General features: G+C 69.3%; 17 protein-coding genes and 1 pseudogene. 14 read left to right on the top strand and 4 right to left on the bottom strand.

What is annotated here, in order from left to right; genetic code table 11:
• Positions 1–589 precede the first annotated feature (589 nt).
• Positions 590–1,840: an MFS transporter gene (locus tag OG226_RS50745; protein ID WP_329353187.1), complete on the top strand. Its 1,251-nt coding sequence runs from the start codon at positions 590–592 to the stop codon at positions 1,838–1,840.
• Positions 1,841–1,983: 143 nt separating this feature from the next.
• On the opposite strand, the gene OG226_RS50750 is transcribed toward OG226_RS50745, so the two are convergent.
• Positions 1,984–2,865 (bottom strand): helix-turn-helix domain-containing protein, encoded by an 882-nt coding sequence (locus OG226_RS50750; RefSeq protein WP_329353188.1) that lies wholly within the window; start codon positions 2,863–2,865, stop codon positions 1,984–1,986.
• A 177-nt stretch (positions 2,866–3,042) separates the two neighbouring features.
• On the opposite strand from OG226_RS50750, the gene OG226_RS50755 reads away from it, so the two are divergent.
• The 8 genes from OG226_RS50755 to OG226_RS50790 all read left to right on the top strand — a co-directional run bounded on the left by OG226_RS50755 (position 3,043) and on the right by OG226_RS50790 (position 10,046).
• Positions 3,043–4,059 carry a zinc-dependent alcohol dehydrogenase family protein gene (locus tag OG226_RS50755; RefSeq protein ID WP_329353189.1) on the top strand — a complete coding sequence of 339 codons (1,017 nt, stop codon included), beginning with the start codon at positions 3,043–3,045 and terminating at the stop codon, positions 4,057–4,059.
• A 56-nt stretch (positions 4,060–4,115) separates the two neighbouring features.
• Positions 4,116–5,069 carry an alpha/beta hydrolase gene (locus OG226_RS50760; RefSeq protein ID WP_329353190.1) on the top strand — a complete coding sequence of 318 codons (954 nt, stop codon included), beginning with the start codon at positions 4,116–4,118 and terminating at the stop codon, positions 5,067–5,069.
• 159 nt (positions 5,070–5,228) lie between these two features.
• Entirely contained in the window at positions 5,229–5,894 is a 666-nt protein-coding gene (locus OG226_RS50765) for an SDR family NAD(P)-dependent oxidoreductase (RefSeq protein ID WP_329353191.1), read from the top strand.
• Between the two features lie 198 nt (positions 5,895–6,092).
• Complete coding sequence (locus OG226_RS50770) at positions 6,093–6,440, top strand: cyclophilin-like fold protein (protein ID WP_329353192.1); 348 nt, start codon at positions 6,093–6,095, stop codon at positions 6,438–6,440.
• A gap of 180 nt (positions 6,441–6,620) precedes the next feature.
• Positions 6,621–7,877, top strand: a complete 1,257-nt coding sequence (locus OG226_RS50775; RefSeq protein WP_329353194.1) for an MFS transporter — start codon at positions 6,621–6,623, stop codon at positions 7,875–7,877.
• A gap of 69 nt (positions 7,878–7,946) precedes the next feature.
• The gene (locus OG226_RS50780) at positions 7,947–8,714 is read left to right on the top strand and encodes an SDR family oxidoreductase (RefSeq protein WP_329353196.1); all 768 of its coding nucleotides are present in this window, start codon (positions 7,947–7,949) and stop codon (positions 8,712–8,714) included.
• Between the two features lie 99 nt (positions 8,715–8,813).
• The gene (locus OG226_RS50785) at positions 8,814–9,581 is read left to right on the top strand and encodes a glucose 1-dehydrogenase (RefSeq protein ID WP_329353197.1); all 768 of its coding nucleotides are present in this window, start codon (positions 8,814–8,816) and stop codon (positions 9,579–9,581) included.
• Positions 9,582–9,632: 51 nt separating this feature from the next.
• Positions 9,633–10,046, top strand: a complete 414-nt coding sequence (locus OG226_RS50790) for a (R)-mandelonitrile lyase (protein ID WP_329353198.1) — start codon at positions 9,633–9,635, stop codon at positions 10,044–10,046.
• A 125-nt stretch (positions 10,047–10,171) separates the two neighbouring features.
• Here OG226_RS50790 and OG226_RS50795 read toward each other — a convergent pair whose 3' ends face one another.
• Positions 10,172–10,396: a hypothetical protein gene (locus OG226_RS50795; protein ID WP_329353200.1), complete on the bottom strand. Its 225-nt coding sequence runs from the start codon at positions 10,394–10,396 to the stop codon at positions 10,172–10,174.
• 199 nt (positions 10,397–10,595) lie between these two features.
• On the bottom strand, positions 10,596–11,045 hold the full coding sequence (locus tag OG226_RS51800; RefSeq protein WP_443066973.1) for a carbohydrate kinase family protein: 450 nt from the start codon (positions 11,043–11,045) through the stop codon (positions 10,596–10,598).
• Positions 11,046–11,163: 118 nt separating this feature from the next.
• On the opposite strand from OG226_RS51800, the pseudogene OG226_RS50800 reads away from it, so the two are divergent.
• Both OG226_RS50800 and OG226_RS50805 read left to right on the top strand, forming a co-directional pair.
• Positions 11,164–11,559: pseudogene (locus OG226_RS50800) on the top strand (transposase); the annotation flags it as partial.
• Between the two features lie 750 nt (positions 11,560–12,309).
• Complete coding sequence (locus tag OG226_RS50805) at positions 12,310–13,251, top strand: IS5 family transposase (RefSeq protein WP_329353201.1); 942 nt, start codon at positions 12,310–12,312, stop codon at positions 13,249–13,251.
• Here the strand turns inward: OG226_RS50805 and OG226_RS50810 are convergent.
• Positions 13,223–13,690: a hypothetical protein gene (locus tag OG226_RS50810; RefSeq protein ID WP_329353203.1), complete on the bottom strand. Its 468-nt coding sequence runs from the start codon at positions 13,688–13,690 to the stop codon at positions 13,223–13,225. The two genes, OG226_RS50805 and OG226_RS50810, sit on opposite strands and share 29 nt — an antisense overlap.
• A gap of 70 nt (positions 13,691–13,760) precedes the next feature.
• On the opposite strand from OG226_RS50810, the gene OG226_RS50815 reads away from it, so the two are divergent.
• The 3 genes from OG226_RS50815 to OG226_RS50825 all read left to right on the top strand — a co-directional run bounded on the left by OG226_RS50815 (position 13,761) and on the right by OG226_RS50825 (position 15,240).
• The gene (locus tag OG226_RS50815) at positions 13,761–14,273 is read left to right on the top strand and encodes a hypothetical protein (protein WP_329353204.1); all 513 of its coding nucleotides are present in this window, start codon (positions 13,761–13,763) and stop codon (positions 14,271–14,273) included.
• Positions 14,266–14,877, top strand: a complete 612-nt coding sequence (locus OG226_RS50820) for a hypothetical protein (RefSeq protein WP_328675003.1) — start codon at positions 14,266–14,268, stop codon at positions 14,875–14,877. Before OG226_RS50815 ends, OG226_RS50820 begins: the two co-directional genes overlap by 8 nt.
• Before the next feature lie 216 nt (positions 14,878–15,093).
• Positions 15,094–15,240 carry a hypothetical protein gene (locus OG226_RS50825; RefSeq protein WP_328675002.1) on the top strand — a complete coding sequence of 49 codons (147 nt, stop codon included), beginning with the start codon at positions 15,094–15,096 and terminating at the stop codon, positions 15,238–15,240.
• Positions 15,241–15,375: the final 135 nt, after the last annotated feature.

Genomic DNA, 15,375 nt, shown 5'->3' on the forward strand with positions numbered 1-15,375 from the left:
CTGGCGATGAACAGCGTTCGGGACGAACCGGGCCGAGCGGATGAACACGGTGATCCGCAAAGCCGATGTGCTGTCCGACCCGGCGCTTCTCGCAGGAACCGGTCGAACAGACCTGTTCGTGTTGGTACGCAGGCAATCTCAGTGACCTTCGTGACGTACGGCGATCCATGCAGCCCGACCGGTCGCCGGGGTGACGGTGACCCTGCTGCCACGGAGACGGGTCGGATTGCGTTTGACGGCAGTTGGAGACGGCGAGCTGGGTAGGGAGGCCGAGGCCGCGCCCTGTTGTCCCACCCCGTGGAGTGATCCTCCATCGTCCAGTCGCGCCGGTCAGCTTGCCCGGGTGCTGTGCGTCGACCAGGGTGCGGTCCTCGGTGAGGTTCGGGTCGTAGGTCTCGGCGCCCTTGGCCACGGTCAGGAACTGCTTTACGTGGCCGCGCTCGGAGCCCCTGACGGGGCTGGAGAGCGGGCTGATATTCAGCAAGGGAGAAAACCCTCCCCCTCACAGAACGGATATCCGGTGCGAGGCTGAGCGCATCCGCACCGCTCGCGGGTCCTCGCACTCCGCTCCGGAAGAGAACGCCACCACATGCCACCTTTGCCCCGCGACCGATCCAGCAAGCTTCCTTTTGTCGTCCTGGTGTTGGCCGCCGGAACCTTTCTGATGGGCACCACAGAATTCGTCATCGCGGGCCTGCTGCCAGAGATCTCGGAAGACCTGAACGTCAGCGTCTCCCAAGCGGGTCTGCTGATCACGGCGTTCGCGGCGGGCATGATCGTCGGGGCGCCGGCGATGGCGATCGCGACGCTGCGCCTGCCGCGGCGGTCCACGCTGGTTCTCGCGCTCGTCGTCTTCGCCCTCGGCCATGTGGTCGCCGCGCTCAGTTCGTCGTTCGCGGCCGTGCTCGCGGCCCGAGTGGTGACCGCGCTGGCCACAGGTGCCTTCTGGTGTGTCGGGGCCGTGGTGGCGACGACCGCGGCAGGGCCGGCGGCGACCTCGCGGGCCCTGGGCCTGCTGCTCGGGGGCATGAACCTGGCCAATGTCGCCGGCGTACCGCTTGGCTCGTGGCTGGGCCAGGTGTCGGACTGGCGAGGGCCGTTCTGGGTGCTGGCTGCCCTGTCGGCCGGTGCCGCGGCGGTCATCGGCCGCTTCGTTCCTGACGAGGAGCGGCGCGAGACGCGCTCCGTGCGGGCTGAGTTCACCGCGCTGCGCCAGGGGCGGGTCTGGCTGGCGCTGAGCGCCATCGCCCTGCTCCTGGGGGGTGTCCTGGCTACCTACACCTACATCTCGCCCCTGCTCACCGAGCGCGCCGGGCTCCCCGCCTGGGCGGTGCCCCTGGTGCTGACCGGTTACGGTCTGGGCGCCCTGCTGGGCACCACGGTCGGCGGGCGAATGGGTGACCGTCGGCCGCTCGCCACCCTCGTCACGACCGCCGCCGCCAGCACGCTGGTCCTGTTCTTGCTGGTGTTTCTCTCCACGAGCCCGGTGGCTAGCGTGGTGCTGGTGACGGTCATGGGGGTGACCGGTTTCGCCGCGACGCCGGTGCTCGGCGCGCTGGTCATGCGCTTCGCCGGTTCCGCGCCCACGCTGGCCTCCGCCCTGAGCAGTTCGGCGTCCAACGTGGGTATCGCCATCGGCTCCGGAGTGGCGGGCATCGCCCTGGGCTCATCACTGCGGCAGGCAGGGCCGCCACTGGTCGGCACGGTGGCTGCCGCGCTCACCCTCGTACCGTTGACGGCACTCGTTCTTATGCGCGCCACGCGTTCCGGCGCAACGCCAGCCAGGTCGGGAGCAGTCGCAGACCAGTCGGTAGATGCCCGTCATAGGGACAGGGCCTGAAGGCATCGGAGGGGGCTCTCTCCTCAGCTTTCCCGCGTCCGGACAGATGCACCGTCTGGTGCCGAGGACGGCAGCCATGGCACAGCCTGCCTCTGGGCACCGGTACGGTCCACCGGCCGCCTCATGGTGGCGGCCCGTCGCGGTCAGCGAAGGGGGGAGGAGGCCGGCAGGTTCTGGTCGGCGGCCCAGGAGGCGAGGATGCGGAGCCGGTCGTGGGTGGGGGAGCCGGGTGCGGCGGTCCAGACGGTGAGGTGCTGGTCGGGGTCGGTGTTGGCGGTGAGGGTGTCCCAGTCGAGGACGAGTTCGCCGACGACGGGATGGTTGAGGGTCTTCGTGCCGACGGTGCGGGCGGCGACATGGTGGTCGCCCCACCACCGGGCGAACTGCTTTTCCCGCAGGGATAGTTCACCGACCAGCTCGATCAGACGGGGGTCCTCGGGGTACTTCGCGGCCTCCATCCGCAGCTGGGCCACGGCGATCTGCGCGGAGGTCTCCCAGTCGGCGTACAGGTTGCGCATCGCGGGAGTGGTGAAGATGATCCGCGGATAGTTGCGGTGCTTTTCCGGGACGCGGGAGAAGTCGGTGACCAGCGCGGCGGCCAGCGCGTTCCAGGCCAGGATGTCGCCGCGCCGGCCCTGCACGATGGCCGGGGTGGCGGTGAGGTCGTCCAGGACACGCTGGAGCTGCGGCTGGACCTTCTGCCGGCCTCGGCGCCGGGCGCGGGTGGTGGTTTTACCCGCGAGCTGGAACAGGTAGCCGCGCTCGTCGTCATCCAGATGGAGTACCCGGGCCAGGACGTCCAGCACGGGCGCCGATGCCTGCATGCGGCCCTGTTCGAGTCTGGTGTAGTAGTCGGTGCTGATGCTGGCGAGCTGGGCGACCTCCTCGCGGCGCAGCCCGGCAACCCGGCGGGGCTTGCCAGTATCAGGCAGTCCGACCGTGCGCGGGCTCAGCTCGGAGCGGCGCTTCTTGAGGAATTCTCCCAGCTCATTGAGGGGGACGTTGGCGGTCATGCTTCCCAGCATGACACCGATTCCACCCGGGGAAGGGGGGAGAAATTCCTCCCAGGATGTTTCCGTCCCAGGATAGATTTCTCCACTTTTCGCGCCTGCCCTCGCGTGTGAGGCTCGTTATCGAGCAGCCGATCCCGATCCCGACCCCGGCTGCGTGCTCACCGATCCCCGCACCGAAGGAAGCCCCCCATGCGCGGAGCAGTCATCTACGCCCCCGGCGACGTGCGCTTCGAGAACCTCGACGACCCGAAGATCCTCAATCCGACCGACGCGGTGATTCGCACGGTCGCCACCTGTGTGTGCGGCTCGGACCTGTGGCCCTACCGCGGCGCGGAACCCATCGGCGACCCGCACCCGATGGGGCACGAGTACGTCGGCATCGTCGAGGAGGTCGGCAGCGAGGTCGCCAACGTCAAGCCCGGCCAGTTCGTGGTCGGCTCCTTTGCCACCTCGGACAACACCTGCGTGAACTGCCGTAACGGCTGGCAGTCGTCCTGTCTGCACCGTGAGTTCATGAGCACCTGCCAGGCCGACTACGTGCGCATCCCCAACGCCCACGGCACCCTCGTCGCCACCGACGAGCACCCGGACGCCGAGTTCGTGCCGAGCCTGCTCGCCGTGTCCGACGTGCTGGGCACCGGCTGGTACGCCGCCCTCGCCGCCGAGGTGAAGCCCGGCTCGACGGCCGTGGTCGTCGGTGACGGAGCGGTCGGCCTGTGCGGCGTCATCGCCGCCAAGGAACTCGGCGCCGAGCGGATCATCGCCATGAGCCGGCACGAGTCCCGGCAGAAGCTCGCCCTGGAGTTCGGTGCCACCGACATCGTCAGCGAACGCGGCGACGAAGGCATCGCCCGCGTCAAGGACCTCACCGGCGGCATCGGCGCGGACTCCGTGCTGGAGTGCGTCGGCACCGCCGAGTCGATGCGGCAGGCCCTGCACTCCGCCCGGCCCGGCGGCAACGTCGGCTTCGTCGGCGTCCCGCACGACGTGTCGGTTGACGGCGAGGAGCTGTTCTTCTCCCACGTCGGCCTGCGCGGCGGCCCCGCCCCGGTCCGCCGTTACCTGCCCGACCTGATCGACCGCGTCCTGTCCGGCCGGATCAACCCGGGCAAGGTCTTCGACCTCACCCTGCCCCTGGACCAGGTCGCCGAGGGCTACAACGCCATGGACGAGCGCCGCGCCATCAAGGCCCTCCTCAAGCCCTGACCTCCGGCCCGGTGACCGGCTGCCTCTGTCAAGCGCCACAGAAATGAGACACGGAAATGCCTGTAGCAGACAACTACATCTTCGACCTGGACGAGAACGTCACCCGCAAGCCGGTGTCGTACGAGAACAGGTACGGCATCAGCATCTCCGCGGACCTCTACCAGCCGAAGGGCTTCGACGCCTCCCAGGAACACCCCGCGATCATCGTCGGCGCACCGTACGGCGGAGTGAAGGAGCAGGGCCCGGGCATCTACGCCCAGAACCTGGCCCGGCGCGGCTTCGTGGCCCTCGCCTTCGACCCCTCCTACAACGGCTACAGCGGCGGCGACCCGCGACACGTCTCCTCCGCCGACGTCTTCACCGAGGACTTCCATGCGGCCGTCGACTACCTGGGCACCCGTGACTTCGTGAACCGGGACCGCATCGGCGTCGTCGGCATGTGCGGCAGCGGCGGCTTCGCGCTCAGCGCGGCCCAGGTCGACCGGCGTATCAAGGCGGTCGCCACGGTCGTCATGTACGACATCGCCCGGATCGCCTCGGAGGGCTGGCAGGGCTCTCTCACCGCGGAGGAGCGAGGCGCCATGCTCGACGCGATCGCCGAGCAGCGGTACGCGGACTTCGAGGCCCACGCCCCTGCCTTGACCCCGCGGGGCGCGCCCATCGGGTTCGACGAGAACACCAACCCGGTCGGCCGGGAGTTCGGTGAGTTCTACTCCACTCCTCGGGGCTACCACCCGAACTCCATCACCCAGTTCACGCTGACGAGCGGCATGTCGCTGATGAACTTTCCGCTGCTGTCGAAGATCGAGTGGATCTCGCCGCGACCCATCCTGTTCGTCGTCGGCGAGAACGCCCACTCGCGGTACTTCAGCGAGGACGCCTACGAACTCGCGGCCGAGCCCAAGGAGTTCTACGCCGTCCCGAACGCCGGCCACGTCGATCTGTACGACAGGACGGACCTGATCCCGTTCGACAAGCTGGAGGAGTTCTTCAGCAAGAACCTCGCCTGATCGCACGCCGCCCTCGCGTACGGCCGCACCGGACGGCGCCGGGCACACATTGTCCCTGCCTCGGCCCCCTCCCGCCCAGCATCCAGACCGTCGGGCCCGCATCACGGTAGCGCGAATGCGGGCGGGAGCCACCGCCTCACACAAGGAACGACGAACCCCATGACGACCTTCGCTCTCATCGGCGCCGGCCCGGGACTCGGGCTGGCCACCGCCCGCCGCTTCGGCAGCGCCGGCCACGCCGTCGCCCTCATCGCCCGCAACGCCGAGCGACTGGAGGAGATGACCGCCGAGCTGGCCCGTGACGGTGTTCAGGCGCGCGGTTTCACCGCCGACGTCCTCGACATCGAGTCACTGGACGCGGCCCTGTACGCGGCCGCCAAGGACCTTGGCCCTATCGAGATCCTCCAGTACAGCCCGGTGCCGCGCGCCGACTTCATGAAGCCGGTCCTCGACACCGGCGCCGACGACCTCGACGCGCCGCTCGCCTTCTCCGTCAAGGGCCCCGTCGCCGCCGTGAACGCCGTTCTGCCCGGCATGCGCGAACTCGGCCGCGGCACGCTGCTGTTCGTCAACGGCTCCAGCGCCGTACGCCCCAACCCGAAGGTCGCCGGCACCTCGATCGCCTTCGCCGCCGAGAGCGCCTACGCCCGCATGCTCCACGACACGCTGGCCGCGGAGAACATCCACGCCGCCCAGCTGATCATCCCCGGAGCCATCCGGCCCGACGCCGAGCACAGCAGCCCCGACGCCCTGGCACAGCGGCTGTACGACATCCACCAGCAGCGGGACGGCTTCCGCCACTACGCCGAGCCCCTGCCCGACTAGCCACAGGACGACCTCGTGAACCCGGCACCCCTTCGCGCTCTCGCGCGCGTGGTCCCGGCCGCCGCTCTGCTGCTGGTCGCGACCGCCTGCACCAACGATTCCTCCTCCTCCTCTTCCTCCTCTTCTCCTTCCGAGCCCGCGTCGCCGCAGGCTTCGACAGCCCCGGCCGCTACCACACCGACCGGCAGGAGCACCGCCATGAACATCCGGCTCACGCTCAACGGCCACCACATCGCCGCCACCCTGAACGACAGCCCCACCGCCCGCGACTTCGCCGCCCAGCTCCCGCTCACCCTGTCGCTGCGCGACCTCAACCAGGCCGAGAAGATCGCGGATCTGCCGCGCAAGCTGTCCACCTCCGGCGCCCCGGAAGGCGCCGACCCCGAGGTCGGTGACCTGGCGTACTACGCGCCCTGGAACCAGCTCGCCACCTACTACCGCGACGCCCCCTACGCGGCCGGCCTGGTCCCCCTCGGGCACATGGCCGACGGCGGTACCGAGCAGCTCGCCACAGCCGACGAGATCACCATCGAAGCCGCGCCCTAACTCACCCCACCTCTCGCCCGTCACGGAGAGCAGCCGAAAGATGGGGGGAGGAGATCTTCCCCTTTTCGCCCGTTCCGTTCCATGGAACCGTCGAAGACCTGGCTGCGCCGTCCGGCCACCGCAGTGACGACTTCAGCCGCCACCGATCCGCCGAATTCCACGCAAGGAGAGACCACACGTATGCCTTCCGCGTCCGGGACCACCCCCGGCAAGCTTCCCTTCGTCGTCTGGGTGCTCGCCGCCGGCACGTTCCTGATGGGAACCACCGAGTTCGTCGTCGCCGGCCTGCTGCCGGAGCTGGCCGGCGACCTCGGAGTCAGCGTCTCCCACGCCGGCCTGCTGATCACCGCCTTCGCCATCGGCATGATCATTGGCGCGCCCACCATGGCCATGGCGACCCTGCGGCTGCCTCAGCGCCAGACGCTGGTCCTGGCCCTGTCCGTGTTCTGCCTCGGACATCTGGTCGCCGCCCTCAGCTCGTCCTTCACGATCGTCCTCCTCGCCCGCGTCGTTACCGCCCTGGCCACCGGAGCGTTCTGGTCTGTGGGCTTCGTCGTCGCCACCACCGCTGCGGGACCGCGCAACGCCACCCGGGCCACGGGCGTCATGATCGGCGGCCTGACCCTGGCCAACGTCGTGGGCGTGCCGATCGGCTCCTTCGCCGGCCAGTTCACCGGCTGGCGCGGACCTTTTTGGGCCCTGGCCGTCCTGTCCGGGCTCGCCGCCGTGTTCATCGGGCGCTTCATCCCGGCCCAGGGGCAGCGCGCCGAGGTGTCCCTGCGGGCCGAGGTCCGGGCCCTGCGGCAGGGCCGGCTGTGGCTGGCGCTCGGCGCCGCCATGCTGATCATGGGCGGCGTGCTGGCGACGTACACCTATGTCACCCCGCTGCTGACCGACCGCGCGGGTATCCCGGCAGGCGCCGTACCACTCGTCCTGATCGCCTTCGGTATCGGCGCGCTGGGCGGCACCACCACAGGCGGCCGCCTGGGCGACCGACGTCCGATGGTCACCACCATCACAGCCGCCGCGGCCACCGCTCTGGTCCTCCTCCTGATGATCCCGCTGTCCGGCAATCCGGTGACGGCCATCCTCCTGGTCTTCCTCATGGGCCTGACCGGCTTCACGGTCAACCCGGTCGTCACCTCCCTCGCCATGCGCTTCGCAGGCGACGCCCCCACCCTCACCTCGGCGCTGACCACCTCCGCCTTCAACACCGGCGTCGCCGCCGGTTCACTGATCGCCGGTACGGCCCTGGACTCCGCCCTCGGCCTGACCGGCCCGCCCCTGGTCGGCACCGTCATCGCCACCCTCACACTGCTGCCCCTGATTGCCCTCGCCGTCCACGGCACTTCCCACAAGGGCCGGATCGTGGCCCGGAGCAGCGCTCCCACGCACACGCGACACGACGAGCCCGCGCAGGTGTCGTCGCGGCGCTGACTCAAGAGCCGATCCGTGTCCTGCCGATACGAACCCGACGACGTACCAGCAAGTGAGAGGAATCCGCACATGACTGTGAACAACCCGGACTTCACCGGCAAGGTGGCCTTCGTGACCGGAGCCGGCTCCGGCATCGGCCGCACCACCGCCGTCGCCTTCGCCCGCGCGGGCGCCCGCGTCGCACTCGCCGACCGGTCCGAGGACGGCCTGCGGGAGACCGCACGGCTCATCGAGAAAGCGGGCGGCCAGGCTCTGGCCCTCACCTGTGACGTCACCAGCGAAGACGACGTGAAGTCCGCACTGGACGACACCATTCAGGCGTTTGGACGACTGGACGCCGCCTTCAACAACGCCGGCGTCGAGCAGCCGGTCAAGCCGGCCGTGGACATCGCGAAGGACGAGTGGGACCGCGTCATCGGCGTCAGCCTGACCGGGATGTTCCTCTGTATGAAGCACCAGATCCCCCTGCTGCTCCAGCAGGGAGGCGGCGCGATCGTCAACGCCTCGTCGGGCGCCGGCGTCAAGGGCTTCAAGGGACAGGCGGCCTACGCCGCGGCCAAGCACGGCGTCATCGGCCTGACCCGTTCGACCGCCCTCGACTATGCGGCGTCCAACGTCCGCGTCAACGCTGTCTGCCCCGGCATCATCGACACCGAGATGATCCAGCGCTTCGCCGAAAGCACACCCGGAGGGCGCGACGCCCTGATTGCGGACGAGCCAATCGGACGGCTGGGCACGCCGGAAGAGATCGCAGCCGCCGTGCTCTGGCTCTGCTCGGACGCTGCCTCCTTCGCTACCGGCCACGCCCTGGTCGTCGACGGCGGCCAGACCGTCTGACGGCGGTTCATGGCGGGGCGTCGTGCCGCCGCAGTCCATCCGGGCAGTCCCGACGCCACTCGGGCCACCACACCTCTGCGCTTGAACGGAGACCACGACGTGAATCCCACCTACGACTTCACGGGCCAGGTCGCCCTCGTCACCGGGGCAGGCGCCGGCATGGGCCTGGCGACCGCCCGCGCGTTCGCCGCGTCCGGAGCCGCCGTCGCCCTCACCGACATCGACGAAGCGGCCCTGAACGCGGCCGCGAAGGAACTCACCGACGCCGGCCACCAAGTTCTCGCCCTCCCCTGCGACGTCAGCGACGAGGACCAGGTCGCCGCAGCGGTCGACCGCACCGTCGAGACCTTCGGCCGCCTCGACATGGCCTACAACAACGCCGGCATCCAGATCCCGCCCAGCGACGCCGCCGACGAACCCGCCGAGCGCTTCGACCGCGTCAACGGAATCAACCTCCGTGGCATCTGGGCCTGCATGAAGCACGAACTTCGGCACATGCGCGCCCAAGGCAGCGGAGCCATCGTCAACTGCTCCTCCCTCGGCGGCTTGGTCGGCCTCCCCGGCCGAGCCTCGTACCACGCCTCCAAGCACGGCGTGATCGGTCTGACGAGCAGCGCGGCACTCGAATACGCCCCGCGCGGCATCCGCATCAACGCCATCTGCCCCGGCACCATCGACACCCCCATGGTCAGCGACATGATCGCCAAGGGAGAACTCGACCGCGCCGAGGCCGAGGCCAACCAGCCGATCAACCGGCTCGGCACCGCCGAGGAAATCGCACAGGCCGTCCTGTGGCTGTGCAGCCCCGGGGCGGGCTTCGTCGTCGGCGTCGCCCTCCCCGTGGACGGCGGCTACGTCGCCCGCTAGAGCCGTGGAACCGGCGCGCAACCCACGCACCGACAACACCGGAGAGACACCATGGAATTCATCAAGCAGCAGCCCAGCAGCAAGGCGCCGGCGGACTGGTTCACCGGCGACGTGTGGTGGGACGTCATCGTGGCCGGTCAGGAGCCGTCCCGGATGCGCGCCAACCTGGTCCGCTTCTCGCCGGGCGCCCGCACCAACTGGCACTCCCACGCCGTGGGCCAGACACTCCACGTAGTCTCCGGCATCGCCCTGATCGGCACCCGGGACGGCACCGTCTTCGAGGCCCACCCCGGCGAGACCGTCGCCTGCCCGCCGAACGAGGAACACTGGCACGGCGCCGTCCCCGACCGGTTCATGGAGCACGTCGCCCTGTGGGAGGGCACGGGCGACGGCACCCCCGAGACCGCTTGGGCCGAGCCGGTCACCGACCAGCAGTACAACGGCCCCCGCACCCGCGACCAGTAACCCCGGCCCATCGAGCACGCAATCCCGGCTCACCCAGGACGGCAAGGCAACCGTGGCACAGGTCCTGGTGGCGCGGAGCGCTTCCTGGGCTTCACGTTGAGCGTTCTCGACGGTGACTGTGTGGCCTACGGGGAGGTGGACGGCGCGCGGACGTGCCGGGTGGGGCCGACCAGGCCAAGGCCCTGCTGCCGGTCGGCCGCACCGCCCGCGCCGACCTCGGCGGGGGAGGGGACGGGTGCCCAGAGCACCTGTCTGTCGTCCACGTCCATGCGTCCCGGCCACGCCTGTTGGTCTTCGCCGCCGTCGGCTTCGCCGCCGCCCTCAGCCAAGCCGGCAGCTTCCTGGGCCACCACGCCCCCCTCTGCGGCGCCCCGGCCCTCTCTTCGCCACCCCTGCGTGCTTCCCGCACGCGGAAGAAGTGGCGGTCGACTGGCCCCACCACTGTCTGGAGCGTACGAGCGTGGACGAGCGCGCCGTCGTCTGTGTCCTCACGCACGACGCCAAGTTCGGCATCAACCTGCCGCGCCTGGCACTCGACCTGCCCGTCGGCTATGTGAGGACCAGCGCCCGCTCACGCCACCAGTTCGGCGGCGGTGGGCGGGTCCGACCCCTCGCGCGTGCAGGTGAGAACGGCCACCCGGGAGGCCGCCGCCAGTGCCTCGCCGAGGACCGCGGGCAGCCGGTCGGTGTCGGTCGTCGCGCGAAGGGCCGCGCGTCCGTCGCGGCCTCGGCTCCGGGTCCGCCGCCCAGCGGTCCGGCGTGCAGCAGCCGGCTCATCAGCCCGGCCATGAACGCGTCATCCGCCCCCACGGGGTCCATGACTTGGACGGGCACCGGCGCGATGTCCTGGCAGCCGCGCCGCCACCACACCCGGGCTCCGTCTGCTCCCAGAGTGAGGACGACGAACGCTGGGCCGCTTGCCGCCCAGCGAGCCGCCGTATCGTCGGGGCTCGCGCCTGGGTACAGCCAGGCCAGGTCTTCTTCGCTCGCCTTCACCACGTTGCTGGGGCGACGAGTTGTTCCACCCGTTCACGCTCTTGCTCCGCTGGTCGGAGCAGTGCGCGCCTCAGGTCGGGGTCGTAGGAGATGGTGGCCGAGGGCACACGCCGTCGCCCATTACCACCCTCTTTCCGCGGTCCTGACCTCGATTCCGGGGGTCGCGGTCAGGACCGCCGCCACTGTGCTGGTCACCGTCGGCGACGGCACCAGCTTCCCCACCGCCGCCCACCTCGCCTCCTACGTCGGCCTCGCCCCCACGACGAAGTCGTCGGGCACCTCGATCCACGGCGAACACGCGCCACGAGGCGGCAACCGGCAGCTCAAACGCGCGATGTTCCTCTCCGCGTTCGCGGCCCTGCACGATCCCGCCTCCCGCACCTACTACGACAAATGCCGGGCCCGAGGGAAAACCCACACACAGGCACTTCTGCGCCTGGCCCGACAACGGATCAACGTGCTGTTCGCGATGCTCCGAGACGGCACCTTCTACGAACCCGAACCCCCGAAACAAGCCCCGCATGACCAGCTCGGGCTTGACGAGGGACATAGGTGCGCCGTGAAGCGCGAGTTGTTCGAGTGGCGGTGAAAGGACGCCACCGCCGTCCTGTCGCAGCAGGGCGGTTGAAGCTGAGGGCAGCCCGACCCGGGAGGTGCCGGGGAGGGTGGCAAGCGGCCCTGACAAAGCCGGGACGTACCAGCACTGCCAGATGGTGCGGGTCCGGCAAGCGAGACGGAAAGGAGCTCGACGACGACGTTCTCAACTACTGCTCAAGTAATCGTCAATCCGATTCGACCCCGATTCGACCCAGCCCCCGGTAAGTGGCATGAGCAAGGCCTCTGACCTGCGTAAATGAGAGCCGTAGAGAGAAATGGCTACAACCGCCAGTAGTCCGCAGCCGGTCGGACATCGAACAGCCCGACGAAGGCCGCCCGTGCCACCCGCGTCACCTCAGCCTTCAGCCAGCCCTCACCGCAAGGCACGACGGCACCGGTCACCACAGCGCAAGCTCATAGCCTCAGCATCCTTGGACCCACAGTGTCACGCGAACGCGATGTGGGTCTTCTCGGCCGATCTGGATGGGGTATTGGACGACTTCGATCCAGCCGTATGGTCACTGCCTCAGACGCCATCCGCTTATCGATCACGGGGCTGGCCTGGTCGAACAGGGTTCCTGATCGGGTGATCGCGTGAGGGCCGGTGCATGGCAGCAGGGCCTCTTGGTAGTTCGGGGGTGCGATCCCAACCGAGTACCAGGAGGCCCTGTTGCCGCAGTCTTTCGCGTCCGCGTGCGTGGAGTCCAACTCGCTGCCACCGTCGTGTGACTGCCTCGCGCACAGGTTCGGCAACGCGGCGGACGGGCCGGACCGCACCCCGAGTTATGGCTCCGACATGACGGAGGCGGAGTGGCGGGTGGTGCGGCCGTTGCTGCCTGTTCCGGCCTGGCTGGAGGGGCGGGGCGGGCGGCCGGAGGGCTATTGCCACCGCGTGATGCTCGACGCGGTGCGCTATGTCGTGGACAACGGCGTGAAGTGGGCCAACCTGCCGGCGGACTTCCCGCCGTATCGCCGCGTGCATGCCTTCGCCCGCCGCTGGCAGGTCACGGGGCTGCTCGCCGAGCTCCACGACCGGCTGCGCGACCAGGTCCGTCAGAAAGAGGGCCGCCTGCCGGACCCGACGGCCGCGATCGTGGACTCCCAGTCGGTGCGGGCAGCGGTGAACATCCCGCGCTCGACCTCCGGCTGGGACGGCGGCAAGAAGGTGGGCGGCCGCAAACGGCACCTGGTGGTGGACTGCCTCGGCCTGGTCCTGGCCGTCGCGGTGAGTGCGGCAAGCGTTCAGGACCGCGACGCCGCCGTCCCGCTGTTTCAGCGGCTGCGACGGCAGTACTTCTCCATCCGGCTGGTATGGGCGGACGGCGGCTATGCCGGCCGGCTCGTCGACTGGGCCCGAGAGAAGCCCCGGCTCACCCTTCAGATCGTCAAACGCACCGATGACACAGCGGGGTTCGTGGTGCTGCCGCGCAGGTGGGTGGTGGAAAGGACGCTCAGCTGGCTGATGCGCTCGCGTCGCCTGGTGCGCGACTACGAGACGCTGCCGGCCATGCACGAAGCCATGGTGCTGTGGTCGATGACCATGCTCATGAGCGGTCGCCTGGCCGGACGCCGCCCGGCAGGCTTCAGACGGCCGGCACCGCGAGAGCGGTGAACACTCCCGGCTGCACCTGGAGTGCCCACCCCCGCTCCACCAGGCGTTTCGCCTTCGACCGCAGTCCCTCGACATTCGCCGGCACCGCATCCAGCCCCAGGGCTGTGGCCAGTTGCTGGCAGCGCATGCCCTGCCGGCCCGCTTCAGACTCCAGCACCGACAGGATCCGCTGGTAGTCCGGCGCGAGGGCTGTCGCTGCCATGCCCGTCTCCCGCCGGGGCACCGTCGAACCCGCCACCGCGCTTCCCGTCGGCTCCGTGACCACCGAAGGCGGCCCGGCCAGTACCTCGGTCACTGTCACCCGAGCGTCCACCAGCCGCTGAAGCCCGCGTTCCGCGTCACCGAGCGCGGCCTGCACCCGCTCGGCCTCCTCCCGCAACCGTGCGATCTCCTCCCGGACCCTCTTCTCCCTGGCCTCCAGCAGACCGAGCACCGACACCACCAGCCACCTCCACGAGCAAGACGAGCGGACGAACCACGCCCATCTCTCCCGCCACGAAAAGGAGTTCATGCCCACCCACCCCGAACTAAACGATCACGTTCGGAAAGCGGATGACGTCTTAGGTATGGCGGCCGGACCGCAGGCGATGGCCGCCGGCCAGCCTGTCGTTCCGGTCGCGAAGACAGCCGATGCGGCCACTCGGGCCATCGCCAGGGCCGACCCGCAAGCCGCGGCAGCGGCGGCCACCGTGTGCGGGACCGGGTACAGCCTGTTCCATGCTGTACCGCTTCCGGAGGGGACGGACCCCAACCAGCGGTTCGCCACGTTGTTCTCCTACGAGAACAACGGCAAGGGCTGCGTCATTCTCGACAACAACGTCGGGGTGTCGCGTTACATGTACGTGCACGTGTGCAAGGTGGACAACACCGGCTGCTCCACGGACTCGGGGAACTTCAGCGAATACGCCGGCCCGCTCTTCGTAGCCAGCGCTGTCTGCGCACCCGTGACTGCGAAGATGGGCGCGACTTCGAGCAGCTTGTACATCAACTACACGACCGAGTACATGTTCTCCTGTGACTGAGAACCTGCCCGGCAGAACCCGGGCCTCCGCGCGCTTCCTGTTAGTGGCGATAGCCGCATTGCCGCTTGCTCTGACCGCCTGCGGCAACCAGGGAAGCCACCAGGCCGACACGTCGTCCACACCGCACTCCTCGGCCACTGCCGCGGCCGCGGCCAAGCCGTCAGGCACGGCTGGCGCCCCCAACAAGGCAGCGCAGAACGCGGCCGCCCAACGCGCGGCCGCCGCCGCCAGTGGAGATCCCGTCCAGCCGACGAACACCGCTGTCCCTGATCCCAAGGACTACGGATTCGGGAAGGCCGCGGCCACGGCAGCGCACGGTGAGGTCGTCGCGTACATGCCTCGCCTGGTGTCGGGACGGGTCGTGGTACCGCTGACCTTCCACAACAGCAGTGACAAACGCGTGGCTTACACCGTCACCGTGACGGTCGTGGGTGGCAAGCAGAAGTCCCCGTTCTCGGTCGTCGAGAAGGCCGGCAATGTCTGGCCGGGCACCACGTGGCCGACCCAGGCAGACATCACGGTCTCCGGCGCCACGGCGGGGACGAGCGGCGCGAAGATCAGCTTGAAAGTCGTCCAGTACGACCCGTTCGCCGGCACCCATTGACCTGTCACTCTCACCTCTCAGCGTCACCCACGCCTCGCACGTCGTGCGTAGGAACCGGCTCAACTCTTAGGTTCCCGTCCGCCCTTCAGGCCGTTTCCGGCCGGGGCGGGCGGCCCCACTGGTGCCCGGTCGGAGGCCCCTGAGGTCATCGTCTGTGCGGCCCTCGGCACCACCACCGGCAAGCCCGCCAATTGCGACATCGATGTCAGTGATGGTGTGGACTGGGTCGCCTCAAACAAGTTCCGCATCGAAGGCGTGCCGGCCTACGGCGTGAAGAGCCAGGCCGGCACCGTAGACGGACCGCACCTCGGATCCATTCCGCAGCAACCGAAGATCTGCATCGATGCGCTGGAAACGTACTGAAGGTGCGGGCGAGAGCTTCGTCGGTCCGGATCGACACCGTGGCAGTGGACGCACGGTGCTGTGACTACTGACCCATTCCGCAGAAGCCGACAACTGCCTTGGCGGGCTGGCCACTTACTGGAAGGACAACCAGCA

This window comes from Streptomyces sp. NBC_01261 (genome assembly GCF_036226385.1).
Classification (GTDB): domain Bacteria; phylum Actinomycetota; class Actinomycetes; order Streptomycetales; family Streptomycetaceae; genus Streptomyces.

Coding starts and splice junctions, on each gene's coding strand:
- OG226_RS50770 (WP_329353192.1), top strand. CDS start 6,093: ATGAACATCCGGCTCACGCTCAACGGCCACCACATCGCCGCCACCCTG.
- OG226_RS50780 (WP_329353196.1), top strand. CDS start 7,947: ATGACTGTGAACAACCCGGACTTCACCGGCAAGGTGGCCTTCGTGACC.
- OG226_RS50765 (WP_329353191.1), top strand. CDS start 5,229: ATGACGACCTTCGCTCTCATCGGCGCCGGCCCGGGACTCGGGCTGGCC.
- OG226_RS50775 (WP_329353194.1), top strand. CDS start 6,621: ATGCCTTCCGCGTCCGGGACCACCCCCGGCAAGCTTCCCTTCGTCGTC.
- OG226_RS50790 (WP_329353198.1), top strand. CDS start 9,633: ATGGAATTCATCAAGCAGCAGCCCAGCAGCAAGGCGCCGGCGGACTGG.
- OG226_RS50815 (WP_329353204.1), top strand. CDS start 13,761: ATGCCCACCCACCCCGAACTAAACGATCACGTTCGGAAAGCGGATGAC.
- OG226_RS50745 (WP_329353187.1), top strand. CDS start 590: ATGCCACCTTTGCCCCGCGACCGATCCAGCAAGCTTCCTTTTGTCGTC.
- OG226_RS50755 (WP_329353189.1), top strand. CDS start 3,043: ATGCGCGGAGCAGTCATCTACGCCCCCGGCGACGTGCGCTTCGAGAAC.
- OG226_RS50750 (WP_329353188.1), bottom strand. CDS start 2,865: ATGCTGGGAAGCATGACCGCCAACGTCCCCCTCAATGAGCTGGGAGAA.
- OG226_RS50760 (WP_329353190.1), top strand. CDS start 4,116: ATGCCTGTAGCAGACAACTACATCTTCGACCTGGACGAGAACGTCACC.